This window comes from Pseudomonas sp. EpS/L25 (genome assembly GCF_001512295.1).
In the GTDB taxonomy this organism is placed as follows: Bacteria; Pseudomonadota; Gammaproteobacteria; order Pseudomonadales; family Pseudomonadaceae; genus Chryseomonas.
In genome coordinates this window covers 123,435-136,596 of sequence record NZ_LNUP01000002.1, presented here as the reverse complement: position 1 = coordinate 136,596, position 13,162 = coordinate 123,435, and the positions used below count along the sequence as shown (strand labels likewise).

The 13,162-nt window shown below is 66.3% G+C and carries 10 protein-coding genes; 6 read left to right on the top strand and 4 right to left on the bottom strand.

Features of this window, described 5'->3' with window-relative positions:
- Window positions 1–25: 25 nt before the first annotated feature.
- Window positions 26–970, bottom strand: coding sequence for an NAD(P)-dependent oxidoreductase (locus AR540_RS01890; RefSeq protein ID WP_059226165.1), 945 nt, complete (start codon window positions 968–970; stop codon window positions 26–28).
- A gap of 207 nt (window positions 971–1,177) precedes the next feature.
- On the opposite strand from AR540_RS01890, the gene AR540_RS01885 reads away from it, so the two are divergent.
- The 4 genes from AR540_RS01885 (at window position 1,178) to AR540_RS01870 (ending at window position 6,693) form a co-directional block, all read left to right on the top strand.
- Window positions 1,178–2,407, top strand: coding sequence for a maltoporin (locus tag AR540_RS01885; protein ID WP_059226164.1), 1,230 nt, complete (start codon window positions 1,178–1,180; stop codon window positions 2,405–2,407).
- Window positions 2,408–2,506: 99 nt separating this feature from the next.
- Window positions 2,507–3,790: an ergothioneine biosynthesis protein EgtB gene (gene egtB, locus AR540_RS01880; RefSeq protein ID WP_059226163.1), complete on the top strand. Its 1,284-nt coding sequence runs from the start codon at window positions 2,507–2,509 to the stop codon at window positions 3,788–3,790.
- Between the two features lie 3 nt (window positions 3,791–3,793).
- The gene (gene egtD, locus AR540_RS01875) at window positions 3,794–4,756 is read left to right on the top strand and encodes an L-histidine N(alpha)-methyltransferase (RefSeq protein ID WP_059226162.1); all 963 of its coding nucleotides are present in this window, start codon (window positions 3,794–3,796) and stop codon (window positions 4,754–4,756) included.
- Between the two features lie 104 nt (window positions 4,757–4,860).
- Window positions 4,861–6,693, top strand: a complete 1,833-nt coding sequence (locus tag AR540_RS01870; protein WP_059226161.1) for a putative bifunctional diguanylate cyclase/phosphodiesterase — start codon at window positions 4,861–4,863, stop codon at window positions 6,691–6,693.
- Window positions 6,694–6,745: 52 nt separating this feature from the next.
- Here AR540_RS01870 and AR540_RS01865 read toward each other — a convergent pair whose 3' ends face one another.
- Window positions 6,746–7,756, bottom strand: coding sequence for an aldo/keto reductase (locus AR540_RS01865; RefSeq protein WP_059226160.1), 1,011 nt, complete (start codon window positions 7,754–7,756; stop codon window positions 6,746–6,748).
- A gap of 96 nt (window positions 7,757–7,852) precedes the next feature.
- Between AR540_RS01865 and AR540_RS01860 the strand changes: the two genes are divergently transcribed.
- The gene (locus tag AR540_RS01860) at window positions 7,853–8,764 is read left to right on the top strand and encodes a LysR family transcriptional regulator (RefSeq protein ID WP_059227898.1); all 912 of its coding nucleotides are present in this window, start codon (window positions 7,853–7,855) and stop codon (window positions 8,762–8,764) included.
- Between the two features lie 153 nt (window positions 8,765–8,917).
- On the opposite strand, the gene AR540_RS01855 is transcribed toward AR540_RS01860, so the two are convergent.
- A complete protein-coding gene (locus tag AR540_RS01855; RefSeq protein WP_059226159.1) occupies window positions 8,918–10,231 on the bottom strand; it encodes a DEAD/DEAH box helicase in 1,314 nt (437 codons plus the stop codon).
- Window positions 10,232–10,281: 50 nt separating this feature from the next.
- On the bottom strand, window positions 10,282–11,196 hold the full coding sequence (gene prmB / locus AR540_RS01850) for a 50S ribosomal protein L3 N(5)-glutamine methyltransferase (RefSeq protein ID WP_059226158.1): 915 nt from the start codon (window positions 11,194–11,196) through the stop codon (window positions 10,282–10,284).
- A 162-nt stretch (window positions 11,197–11,358) separates the two neighbouring features.
- Here prmB and AR540_RS01845 point away from each other — a divergent pair, with 162 nt between their 5' ends.
- A complete protein-coding gene (locus AR540_RS01845; RefSeq protein ID WP_059226157.1) occupies window positions 11,359–13,125 on the top strand; it encodes a thiamine pyrophosphate-requiring protein in 1,767 nt (588 codons plus the stop codon).
- The last annotated feature ends 37 nt before the right edge of the window (window positions 13,126–13,162 follow it).

The following is a 13,162-nucleotide window of genomic DNA, read 5'->3' as shown; positions in this document are numbered from 1 at the left end:
GCCAGGCGGTCAGGCGGTCAGGCGGTCAGGCGATGCGATTGCGCAGTTCGCCGCCCTGGAGAATGGCCGCGATATTGGCCAGCATCACCTGCTGCTGGGCACTCTGCGCCGAGGCGGCGTTGGCGGCCACATGAGGGCTGAGCACCAGGTTGGCCTGCTGGCGCAGCCGCTCGGGGACCTCGGGCTCCTTGGCGAACACATCCAGCCCGGCACCGGCGATCACGTGCTGCTCCAGGGCATCGGCCAGGGCGTCTTCATCGACCACGCTGCCGCGGGAGATGTTGACCAGATGCCCCTCGGCACCGAGCGCAGCCAGGACCTCGGCATTCACCGCACCGATGGTCTCGGCACTGGCGCGTACCGCCACCACCAGCACATCGCTCCAGCGCGCCAGCTCCAGCAGACTGCCGTGATAGACGTAGTCCAGCTCGGCCCGCGGTGAGCGATTGAAGTAGCCGATCTCCATGTCGAAGGCCTCGCCGCGCCGGGCGATGCGCCGGCCGATCTCGCCGAGTCCATAGATACCCAGCCGGCGGCCAGCCAGGCCCGGCACCTGGGGCATGCGCTCGACGGCATTGCCCTGCCAGCGACCGCTGCGGACGAAGGCATCGCCCTGCAGCAGGCGCCGGGCGCTGGCAAGGATCAGGCCGAAGGCGAATTCGGCCACGGCGGTGGCATTGGCGTCGCCGGCGGTGGTCACGGCTATACCACGGGCGCGGCAGGCATCCAGCTCCACCCCTTCGTAGCCGGTGCCGTAGCAGGCCACCAGGCGCAGGGCCGGTAGCGCGTCCAGCAGGGCAGCACGGGTCGGCAGCCCGCCGATGGTCAGCAGCGCCACGGCCTCCTCGGCGCCCGCGGGCAGCGCCTCGGGCGCGGCGGAGGGAAAGGGACCGAGCACCCGGTAGTGGGCTTCGAGCTGGGTGACCAGCCCCTGAGGCAATTGTGGGGCCATCAGCAACGTCGGTTTCATCTTGCAACACTTTCCCTGGCCAAAAACCCAAGCGTCGCCAGCAAAGGCTGGTGACGTCAACCATTCTCTTGAAGCCGCGGGCTTCCCGCCCCGCCATCAGGGTTGCTGCCTCGCGCCAAGCCCTTGATGAAGATGGCTTTTCACGCAACTCCCGGGCTGCGGATCGGGTCCGATCGGCGTCCGCCACACCTAGAGGGATTTTTCCGGATGACCAGAGTGCTTCGCCAGGCCCGTCACGCCTCCTGCCTCGCCCTCCTGAGCGGCTGCCTGCCCCTGACCGCCACCGCCCTGGAATTCAGTGGCTACGGGCGGGTGGGCGTCGGCGGCGCCGCCGAAGGCGGCAAGCAGAGCTGCTTCCAGCTGCCCGGGGCACCGGCCAAGTACCGGCTCGGCAACGAATGCGAGACCTACTGGGAGCTGGAACTGCACCAGACGCTGTACCGGGGCGCCGACGGCACCGAGTTCAAGGTGCACGGCATGGCCAGCCTCTACAACGTCTACGACCGGACCCCTACCTTCAGTGGCGAGAACGGCAATGTCCGCCTGCCACAGATCTGGACCAGTCTCAGCCTGCCGGCGCTCAATGGCGGCGGTCTCTGGGCGGGCCGGCGCTACTACAAGCGTCATGACATCCATATCAACGACTTCTACTACTGGAATCCGAGCGGCACCGGCTTCGGCGTGGAGGACTACGGCCTGGGCGACAGCGGCCTGCGGCTCAGCTACGCCTTCAGTCGCGAAGACAACATCGACCAGCCGGACAAGGCCAACCGCCACGACGTGAACCTGGGCGGCATCAAGACCAATCCCGGCGGCGAGATCGAACTGGGGCTGTCCTACATCCAGCGCGCCGGCCAGGTCCAGAACACCCACAGCGGCTGGTCGGCCACCGCCGAGCACAAGCAGGCGCAGTTCTTCGGTGGGGTGAACGTCTTCACCGTGCAGTATGGCCGTGGTCCGGGTACCGCATTGGGCGCCACCGGCAGCCTGACCGCGGACCAGGACTACGAAAGCCTGCGCATCCTCGAATCGCCCCGCTGGCAGCTCACCCCGCGCTTCGGTGGCCAGTTGCTGGCGCTCTACCAGCGCGACCGGGCGCCCGGCGATGCCGGCCAGACCTGGTATTCCTTCGGCGTCCGGCCCAGCTACGCCTTTACCCGCTTGTTCAAGCTGCAGGTGGAATTCGGCCACGATCAGATCCATCCCGACAGCGGCGCCACCCGTAAGCTGAACAAGGTCACCGTCGCCCCAACCCTGGCCCTGGGTGGCATGGGGCTGATGGATCGTCCGGAAATCCGCCTCTACTGGACCTACGCCAGCTGGAACCGCGGCGCCCAGGACGCGGCAGCGGCCGGTAGCGCCCTGTCCGACAGCGGTGCCTTCGGCGATGCCCGCCACGGCAACAACTTCGGCGTACAGCTGGAAACCTGGTGGTAGGCCGGCGCAAGCGAGACCGCCCGTCATAACCTACCGAACTTTGCTTATGCCTCCCGGTCGGTTTCCTGACTACCAAAAAGGCCGACCAGGGAGAACGCCATGAATCCTCTCGCCCGCGAACTGCCCGCAGCGAGTATCCCCAGCAGCACCCTGCTCGACCGCTATCGGCGCGTACGCCGGGCCAGCGAGGCGCTCTGTGCCCCGCTCACCGTCGAAGACTACGTCATCCAGAGCATGGCCGACGTCAGTCCGCCGAAATGGCACCTGGCCCACGTCACCTGGTTCTTCGAGGCCTTCATCCTCAAGCCCTTCCTCAAGGGCTACCAGACGCCCAATCCAGCCTACGACTACCTGTTCAACTCCTACTACGAGACCCATGGCAAGCCTTTCCCCCGGGCCGCACGCGGGCATCTGTCGCGGCCGGGCGTGGAGGATGTCTATCGCTTCCGCGCCGCGGTCGACGAGGCCATGGCCGAGTTGCTCGGCGCTCCGCCGGCCGAACACGCCGCCGAGATCGCCCGGCGCCTGGAGCTGGGCCTGCACCACGAACAGCAGCACCAGGAGCTGCTGCTGATGGACATCAAGCACATCCTGGCACAGAACCCGCTGTACCCGATCTACCGGGCCGACCTGGCCAAGGGCAGCGCCGCCCCGGTGGCGCCCCTGGGTTGGGAAAGCCATCCGGGTGGTGTCCGGCATGTCGGCCATACCGGCGAAGATTTCGCCTTCGATTGCGAAACCCCGGTGCACCGGCAATTCGTCGATGACTTCCAGCTCGCCGACCGCCTGGTCACCAATGGCGAATACCTGGCCTTCATCGAGGACAACGGCTACGGTCGCAGCGATCTCTGGTTGTCGGATGGCACCGCCGCGGTTCGCAGCCTGGGCTGGGAAGCACCGCTCTACTGGCAGAAGCTGGACGGTGTCTGGCACCACTTCACCCTCGGCGGCCTGACGCCCATCGATCCTGCCGCGCCGGTCTGCCACCTGAGCTTCTACGAAGCCGACGCCTATGCCAGTTGGGCCGGAGCCCGCCTGCCTACCGAGGCGGAATGGGAGACCGTGGCGGCGCGCCAGCCGATCCAGGGCAATTTCGTCGAGCAGGACCATCTGCAGCCCGTCGCCGGCGGAGGTAGCGGCATGCGCCAGCTGTTCGGCGATGTCTGGGAATGGACCGGCAGCGCCTTCCGCCCCTATCCCGGCTTCAAGCCGTTGCCGGGCAGCCTCGGCGAATACAACGGCAAATTCATGTCCGGCCAGATGGTGTTGCGCGGCGGTTGTTGCGCCACGCCCCAGGACCATGTCCGTGCCACCTATCGCAACTTCTTCCATCCCACCATGCGCTGGCAGTTCGCCGGTCTGCGCCTGGCCAGAGAGGTCTGACCCATGGCCCTTGCCGTGCGCTTCTTCGATCAGCAACCGGCGGACGTCGCCGACAGCTCGCTACGGGACGACGTGCTCCAGGGTTTCGCCCAGGCGCAGAAGGCGCTGCCGCCCAAGTACTTCTACGATCAGCGCGGCTCGGAGCTGTTCGAAGCCATCACCCGCCAGCCCGAGTACTACCCCACGCGCACCGAGGAGGCCATCCTCGCCGCGGCCAGTGGCGAGATCGCCCGCCTGGCCGGACGCGATGCGGCCCTGGTGGAACTCGGCAGCGGCGCCAGTCGCAAGGCGCGCCTGCTACTGGAGGCCATGCGCCCGGTGGGTTACCTCGGCATCGACATCTCCCGCGACTTCCTGCTGGCCAGCACCCAGCGGCTGGCCGCGGATTATCCCTGGCTGGACGTCAGTGCGGCCTGCGCCGACTTCTGCCGGCCGATGACCCTGCCCGACAGTCTCGACGGGCTGCGTCCGGTGGCCTTCTTTCCCGGTTCGAGCATCGGCAACTTCACGCCCGAAGAGGCCGGCGTCTTCCTGCGCAACCTGCACCGGATGCTGCCGCACACGGGCGGCCTGCTGATCGGCGTGGACCTGATCAAGGACCAGGCGCGCCTGGACGCCGCCTACAACGACGCCGCCGGGGTCACCGCCCAGTTCAACCTCAACCTGCTCGAACGCATTCGCCGCGAACTCGACACCGACCTGGACCCGACCCGCTTCCGCCATCTGGCTTTCTTCGATCCCATCGCCGCACGCATCGAGATGCACCTGGTCAGTACCCGCGACCAGACCGTGCGTCTGGAGGACCGGCGCTTCACCTTCCGCGCCGGCGAACGCCTGCATACCGAAAACTCCTACAAGTACAGCCTGGAAGGCTTCCGCGCGCTGGCCGAAGATGCCGGTTTTAGACAGCTGCGCGTCTGGACGGACCCGGCCAAGCTGTTCGCCGTCTTCTACTTCGCCGCCTGACCTGCCTGGGAAACCCGCTGCTGTGATGGCCGACGCAAGGGAACTCTCGACCCGATCACGCTCTAAGTAGCAATCTGCTACTACAGCGTATCGGGAAGACGCCTATGGAGCCTGCACCTCTGACTGCAGCCAACGAACGCCAGCGTCTCGCCCTGCTGCGCGACCTTGCCTTGATCGACCGTCCTGCGGACCGCGCCTTCCAGGACATCACGGAACTGGCTGCCAAGCTGTTCGATACCCCCTACGCCATGATCTGCTTCCTCGACGGCCAGGACGTGCACTGTCGGGCCACGGTCGGCTGCCGGCCCTTCTCCGTGCCTCGGGAAGAATCCTTCTGCATCCACCTGCAAGGTCGGGTACAGCCTCTGCAGGTGGAGGACACCACTGTCGACGAGCGCTTCGCCCACCTGCCGGCGGCGACCGGGTCACTCAAGGTGCTCTTCTACCTGGGTGCACCGATCCGCACCAGCGAAGGGTTGATGCTGGGCAGCCTCTGCCTCTTCGACCAACAGCCCCGCGCCGCCCTGCCCGCCGACCGCTTGCTCATCCTGCAACAACTGGCGGGCCTGGCGGCCCAGCACATCGAGTTGCTGCGCACGGGCGCCTACTGGGACCCCGTCACCCAGTCGCCCAACGGCCAACGTTTCATCCAGGATGCGGAAGCCCTGACCCGCGCGGGCCAGGAGGTGATCGCGGTGGCGGCGGATCTGTTCGCCCAGAGCTACCTGAACGACTTCATCAAGGCCATGGGCCAGGCCCATCTCGATGGCCTGGAGCGGGCCATCAAACAACATCTGCGGCGCCTGCTGCCCAGCGGCCAGCCGCTGTATCGCCTGGGCGTGGCACGCTTCGGCTTCCTGCTGCACGACACCGACGAGGCGGCCCAGCAGGCCTTGCTGGAAAACCTGCAGCAGCAGCTGACCGGAGTGATCGACTACAACGGCATTCCGATCCAGACCCGCCTCGGGCTGGGAGTGATGTCCCTGACCGATGATCATCCCACCGACTGGCTGCGCGCCCTGATCGCCACCGCCGACGATGCCCGCGCCGAGATGCGTGGTTGCCGCCACTTCGATCCGCAGCACGACGCGGCCTATCGCCGCGCCTTCGCCCTGCTCAGCGCCCTGCCCCAGGCCCTGCGCAGCGAGGGTCAGCTCAGCCTTGTGTACCAACCGCGCATCGACCTGGCCACCGGGCGCTGCCACAGCGTCGAGGCGCTACTGCGCTGGCAGCACCCGCACCTGGGGCCGGTCAGCCCGGCGGAATTCATCCCATTGGCGGAGAAGACCGCGCTGATCACGGCGCTGAGTGGCTGGGTGCTGCGCACCGCCATCACCCAGGCCTATGGCTGGCAACGCGAAGGCCGGACCCTGGGCATGGCGATCAACATTTCCGCCCATGATCTCAACGATCCGGACTTCGCCGACCAGGCCGTGGCGCTGTTGCAGCGCTATCCGGTCAGCCCGCGGCGGCTGGAGCTGGAAGTCACCGAGAATGCCCTGCTGGGCGACGACACCCTGATCCATCGCCAGCTCACCACCCTGCGCGAGCTGGGCATCGGCATCGCCATCGATGACTTCGGCACCGGCTACAACAACCTGGCGCACCTGCGCGAACTGCCCGCCGATACCATCAAGATCGACGGCAGCTTCGTGCGCGAGCTACCCCATCGCGACAAGGATCGGCTGATCGTCAGCTCGCTGATCGAACTGTCCCATCACCTGGGCTTCCGCATCACCGCCGAGGGCATCGAGACTGCCGAAGCTCTGGCCAGCCTCCTCGCCATGGGCTGCGACGAGGGTCAGGGCTTCTGGATCGGCAAGCCCATGGCCGAGCCCGAGTTGCAGGCCTGGCTGCTGGTACAGCAACCGGACCTGCAGCGCCCTAACCGGCGCGCACCGGTATTCCAGCTGTTCGATGGCGCGGCCAAGCACTAAGAGCCTTGGACAAGCCGTTGGTCTCTTGGCAAAGCCGCGCAAGATGACCGACTCAGGACCGGCTCGCAGGGACGTTGGTGCCCATTCCCGCAGGCAGAAGCGGAGCGATCTGCGCCAACTCCTCCGCGCTGAGCCGGAAGTCTGCGGCGGCGATCAAGCCATCCACCTGCTCGGGGCGCCGCGCGCCAACGATGGCGCCGGTCACCGCCGACTGCCTTAGCACCCAGGCAATGGCGACTGCCGCCGGTGTCAACCCATGCCGCTCGCCGATACCTCGGAACCCTTCCACCAAGGCGAGGTTGCTGGTCAGGCGTGGCTCCTGGAAGTCCGGGCTGCGCGATTTTCGCCAATCATCGTCCGGCAGGCTGGCGATACGCTCGCGGGTCATGGTGCCGCTCAGCAGACCCGACTGCAGGGTGGAATAGGCCAGAACACCGATTCCCGCTCGAGCACAGTAAGGCAGGATATCCGCTTCGATATCGCGCATCAGTGCTGAATAAGGTGGCTGTAGCGAGGCGATGGCCGTGACCGCCTGGCACCGTTCGAGCTGCGCCACGCTGAAGTTGGAAACGCCGATGGCGCGGATCTTTCCCTGGTCACGGGCCTTGGCCAGCACCGCCATGGCGGCCTCAAGCCCCTCGTCCGAGCCGCCCGGTGGAAAGGCCGGCCAGTGAATCTGGTAGAGATCCAACACCTCGACGCGGAGCCGCCGCAAACTATCTTCGATCTCGCGCTCCAGCGAGAGAGGGGCCAGTGAATGAGAGATCTTTCCCGTCGTGCTCTCCCACACCAGGCTGCCCTTGGTGAATACCAAAGGACGCCGTGAGGCCGGTATCCGACGCAAGAGTTGGCCGACAAGCTCCTCGGCATGGCCCAGGCCATAGACGGCGGCGGTATCTATCCAGTTCACGCCACGCTCAAGGGCGTATTCCAGCGTTGCCAGGCTGTCGGTATCGTCCTGTTCGCCCCAACCGAATTCCCAACCCGGGCCAGCGATGGCCCAGGTGCCCAACCCAAGGGGAGAAATACTGAAGCCTGAGTTACCCAGAGGTTTCTGCTGCATGATGTAACCTTCCATACGATGAGGAGTTGTCAGTCTCATCTCGGAGATAGCTCACGATAAGCCCTGGTATTTTTGATGAGTTACTGAGTGAATTTCATCAATATGACGCCCGACCTGCATGATCTCGACGCCTTCGCGGCGGTGGCGCGCCACCGTAGTTTCCGCAAGGCGGCCGCTGAGCGCGGTATATCGGCCTCGGCCTTGAGCCATGCGCTACGCGGTCTGGAAGAACGCTTGGGTGTGAGATTGCTCAATCGAACCACCCGTAGCGTGACGCCCACCGAGGCCGGCCAGCGGCTGCTGGCGCGGCTCGATCCTGCGTTACGCGAGGTCGCTGAGGCGTTGGCCGAGTTGAATGCCCTGCACGCCGAGCCCGTCGGCAGGTTACGGCTGAACGTGCCACGTCCTGCCGCACGGCTGGTACTGGCACCGCTACTGCCGCGCTTCGTCGCGGCCTATCCGCGGGTGCGGATCGACGTGGTGACCGACGACGGCCTGGTGGATATCGTGAAGGATGGCTTCGATGCCGGGATTCGCTTCGGTGAGAGCCTGGCCGGTGACATGGTGGCCGTACCGATCGAGCCACCGCAGCGCTTCGTCTGCGTGGCCGCCCCCGACTATCTCGCCACACAGGGCATACCCCAGACGCCACGCGAACTACTGGCCCATGCCTGCATCGGTCGCCGGTTCCCCAGCGGCAACGTCTATGCGTGGGAGTTCCAGCGCGAAGGGCAGCCACTGCGCGTCGACGTGGAGGGCCCACTCTCCTTCGACGACGACCTGCCGATGATCCAGGCTGCCCGAGCTGGGGCAGGCATTGCCTACGTCTATGAAGCCCTGGTGGTCGATGACCTGGCAGAGGGACGCCTGGCCCTGGTCTTGGACGCCTGGAAGCCACCACCCAGCCGGTTCTTCCTTTACTACCCCGGCCGCCGACACCTGCCCGCCGCGCTACGGGCGCTGGTGGACTTCATCCGTCGGGAGGGCGGTACTCCGGACGGCGCCTGATAACGGCGCCTGTTCGTCCTGTTGGGGGGCGGTTCTGACACGCTGGCCCGGCTGGAATCCGCTCATCCTTGGGCGAGCCAAGAACTTGCACCGCTGGCCAACTCCAGCCGCCCTAGCATTCTGGATCAGCCACCTTGCAGAGATGGCAGTCCATCACTCCGTCGTGCGCTTGCGTGGCGGGGCGAAGCCATCGGCCGAGGTGGGTACCAGGGCGCCCGGGCGACGCTCGGACTTGGGTTTGGCCTTGGCCTTGCCGTCCTTCTTGCCCTCGGTCTTTTTCTTCTTGACGCCCGCAGCCTTGCCCGAGGCCTTGAGCTTCTTCGGCCCGTTGTAGTTGGCCTTGAGGCCCGGCAGCTGGCGCCGCTCGAATCTCAGCTTGAGATAGCGCTCGATGCTGGACATCAGGTTCCAGTCGCCATGGGTGACGAAGGAAATCGCCAACCCCGCCTCGCCGGCGCGGCCGGTCCGGCCGATGCGGTGGACGTATTCGTCGCCACTGCGCGGCAGGTCGTAGTTGATCACCAGGTCCAGGCCCTCGACGTCCAGGCCACGGGCGGCCACGTCGGTGGCGATCAGCACCTTGACCGCACCGCTCTGCAACCGCTCCACGGCCAGCTTGCGGTCCTTGGTGTCCTTGTCGCCGTGCAGCACGAAGACCTTCAGCCCCTCGGCGATCAGGCGCCCGGTGAGGCGATCGGCCTGCACCTTGGTGTTGGTGAAGACGATGGCCTTGCGATAGGTCTCGTTGGCCAGCAGCCACTGCAGCAGCCGCTCCTTGTGCGGCGTCTCGTCGGCCAGGATCACCTGTTGCACCACGGCTTCGTTCAGCTCGCCGGTGCGGTCGAGCAGGAGATTCTGCGGCTCGCGCAGCACCTGCTCGACCACCTGGCGCAGGGCGTTGCCGCCGCCAGTGGCGGAGAACAGCAGGGTCTGGCGGCCTTCGCGTTCGCAACTGGCGGCGATCTGCAGCACGTCCTCGGAGAAGCCCATGTCGAGCATGCGGTCGGCTTCGTCGAGCACCAGCATCTCGATGTCCTTCAGGTCGACGTTACCGGCGTTGCGCTGCTCCAGCAGGCGACCGGGAGTGGCCACCAGGATCTCCGGATTCTTGCGCAGACCAGCGGCCTGGACGCGGAAATCCTCGCCGCCGATCACCAGGCCGGCCTTGAGGAAGGTGAACTGGCCGAAGCGTTCGACTTCCTTGGCGGTCTGCTGGGCCAGCTCGCGGGTCGGCAACAGGATCAGGGCGCGGGCGCCGGACCGGGGCTTGGGGTCCTTGAGCAGGCGATCCAGCAGCGGCAGCAGGAAGGCGGCGGTCTTGCCGCTGCCGGTACGGGCAGTGACGCGCAGGTCATGACCCGCCAGGGCCGGGCCCACCGCAGCGGACTGGACTGGGGTGGGCGTCTTGAAGCCCAGGGTATCGAGGGCCTTGAGCAGGCGCTCGTGCAAAGCGAGTTCGGTAAACACGGGTAAACCTCGGTAACGAAAGGCGGCCGCCGCGGGACGACCACGGGTGATCAGGGAAGCAGACGGCTGCGGAACAGCGCCTGGTGCTCGCGGCACTGGCTGGCGGCGAGCAGGAAGACGCCATGGCCACCGCGCTCGAAGTCGAGCCAGGTGAAATCGACTTCCGGATAGAGAGCTTCGACATGGACCTGGCTGTTGCCCACCTCGACGATCAGGATGCCCTGCTCGGTAAGATGATCGGCCGCTTCGGCGAGCATCCGTCGTACCAGGTCCAGGCCGTCGTCGCCGCAGGCCAGGCCCAACTCGGGCTCGTGCTGGTACTCGGCCGGCATGTCGGCGAAGTCTTCGGCGTCCACATAGGGCGGGTTGCTGACGATCAGATCGAAGCGCTGCCCCGGCAAGCCGGCGAAGCCGTCACCCTGGACGGTGTAGACGCGATCTTCCAGAGCGTGGCGCTCGATGTTCTGCCAGGCCACTGCCAGGGCGTCGTAGGACAGATCGCCCAGGGCCACCTCGGCCTCGGGGAAGGCATAGGCGCAGGCGATGCCGATGCAGCCCGAACCGGTGCAGAGGTCGAGGATGCGCGCCGGCGTGGCCGGCAGCCAGGGTTCGAAGCGGGCGTCGATCAACTCGCCGATGGGCGAACGGGGTACCAGCACCCGCTCGTCGACCACGAAGGGCAACCCGCAGAACCAGGCCTCGCCGAGCAGGTAGGCGGTGGGCACCCGCTCCTGGATGCGCTTGTGCAAGAGCACCCCGAGTTCGTAGCGCTCGTCGTCTTCCAGGGCGCAATCCAGGTAACGGTCGGCGGTGTCCCAGGGCAGGTGCACGGCGCCCAGCACCAGGGCGCGGGCCTCGTCCCAGGCATTGTCATAGCCATGGCCGAAGAACAGCCCTTCGGCATGGAAGCGGCTGACGGCCCAGCGGATGTGGTCGCGCAAGGTGCGCAGGCGGGATTCGCTCATGAAAGGCTCCGGATGATCAGCCGCGTATTCTAACCCGCGCCCGGTCCGGCTGCAGGAACTTAACGGCGGCCCCCTTCTTCCTAACCCTAAGGTTCTGTACGAAAAATGCCTGCGCTCGGCGACTTTTCGTACAGAACCTAGGCGAACAACGAGGAGAACGACATGAGCAAGACCGTAGCCGACCATCTCTGGGAGCGACTCGGCCAATGGCAAGTCGAACGCGTCTTCGGTTATCCCGGCGATGGCATCAACGGCATCATGGGCGCCCTGGGGCGGGTAGCCGAGCAGTTCGACTACGTCCGGGTGCGCCACGAGGAGATGGCCGCCTTCATGGCCTGCGCCCACGCCAAGTTCACTGGCGAGGTGGGCGTCTGCCTGGCCACCTCGGGGCCCGGTGCCATCCACCTGCTCAATGGCCTGTACGATGCCAAGATGGACCATATGCCGGTGGTCGCGCTGGTCGGCCAGCAGGCGGCCTCGTCGCTCGGCAGCGACTATCAACAGGAAGTCGATCTGCACACCCTGTTCAAGGACGTTTCCGCCTATGTGGAAACGGTGGTGCATCCGGCGCAATTGCGGCATGTCCTCGACCGTGCCTTCCGCGTGGCCATCGCCGAGCGCCAGGTGGCGACGGTGATCATCCCCAACGACATCCAGCAGTTGCCGGCGGTGGAAAGCCCGCCGCACCAGCACGCCAATGTACTGTCCGGCGCCGGCGCCATTCCGCCGCGGCCCTATGCCCAGGAGGACGACCTCCAGGCCGCCGCCGACATCCTCAACGCTGGCCAGAAGGTCGCCATGCTGGTCGGTGCCGGTGCCCTGCAGGCGCGCAGCGAGGTGATGGCAGCGGCCGAGAAGCTCAGCGCCGGGGTGGCCAAGGCGCTGCTGGGCAAGGGGGTAGTCTCCGACGAGCTGCCCTATGTCACCGGCTCCATAGGCTTGCTCGGCACCGAAGCCAGCGACCTGCTGATGAAGGAATGCGACACCCTGCTGATCGTCGGCTCGACCTTTCCCTACACCGAATTCCTGCCCAAGGAAGGCCAGGCCCGGGCGGTGCAGATCGACCTGCACGCGCGCAACATCAGCATGAGGTATCCCATCGAACAACCGCTGCTGGGCGATGCCGCGGAAACCTTGAGGCGCCTGCTGCCGCTGCTGGAGAGCAAGCCCCACGCCAAATGGCGGACACGCATCGAAGAAAGCGTGGCCGCCTCCTGGAAGTCGATCAAGCAGCGTGCCCTGGCCCCGGCCGATCCGATCAATCCGCAACGGGTGTTCTTCGAACTCTCCAGCCAACTGCCGCCGGACGCCATCCTCTGTGGCGACAGCGGCTCCCACACCAACTGGTACGCCCGCGACATCCGCATGAGCGGGCAGATGCTGGGGTCGCTGTCGGGCAAGCTGGCGACCATGGGTTGCGGCATTCCCTATGCCATCGCGGCCAAGTTCGCCCATCCGGATCGCCCGGTGATCGCCCTGGTGGGCGATGGTGCCATGCAGATGAACGGCAATGCCGAACTGGTCACCCTGCAGCAGTACTGGAAGAGATTCAGCAACCCGACCTTCATCGTCATGGTGCTCAACAACGGCGATCTCAATCAGGTGACCTGGGAGCAACGCGCCCTGGCCGGTGATCCCAAGTTCGCCCCAGCCCAGGACGTGCTCGATTTCCCCTACGCCCGCTATGGCGAATTGCTGGGCTTCAAGGGCCTGCGCATCCATCGTCCGGACGAGGTGGCCGACGCCTGGCAACAGGCCTTCGAGGCGGATCGGCCGGTGGTGCTGGAGTTCGTCACCGATCCCAGCGTACCGCCCCTGCCGCCGCATATCAGCTTCGAGCAGGCACGGGCGTTCCTGGGCTCCATCGCCAGTGGCGATCCGAACGGCTGGGACATGCTCAAGCAGGGTGCGCGGCAGTTGCTGCGCTAGCTCGCGCCCTTGAGACTCGCTAAGGCGCGCCGAGGCG

Excerpts from the sequence above, each read along its gene's own strand:
- AR540_RS01890 (WP_059226165.1), bottom strand. The coding sequence starts at position 970 with ATGAAACCGACGTTGCTGATGGCCCCACAATTGCCTCAGGGGCTGGTC.
- AR540_RS01885 (WP_059226164.1), top strand. The coding sequence starts at position 1,178 with ATGACCAGAGTGCTTCGCCAGGCCCGTCACGCCTCCTGCCTCGCCCTC.
- egtB (WP_059226163.1), top strand. The coding sequence starts at position 2,507 with ATGAATCCTCTCGCCCGCGAACTGCCCGCAGCGAGTATCCCCAGCAGC.
- prmB (WP_059226158.1), bottom strand. The coding sequence starts at position 11,196 with ATGAGCGAATCCCGCCTGCGCACCTTGCGCGACCACATCCGCTGGGCC.
- egtD (WP_059226162.1), top strand. The coding sequence starts at position 3,794 with ATGGCCCTTGCCGTGCGCTTCTTCGATCAGCAACCGGCGGACGTCGCC.
- AR540_RS01870 (WP_059226161.1), top strand. The coding sequence starts at position 4,861 with ATGGAGCCTGCACCTCTGACTGCAGCCAACGAACGCCAGCGTCTCGCC.
- AR540_RS01845 (WP_059226157.1), top strand. The coding sequence starts at position 11,359 with ATGAGCAAGACCGTAGCCGACCATCTCTGGGAGCGACTCGGCCAATGG.
- AR540_RS01865 (WP_059226160.1), bottom strand. The coding sequence starts at position 7,756 with ATGCAGCAGAAACCTCTGGGTAACTCAGGCTTCAGTATTTCTCCCCTT.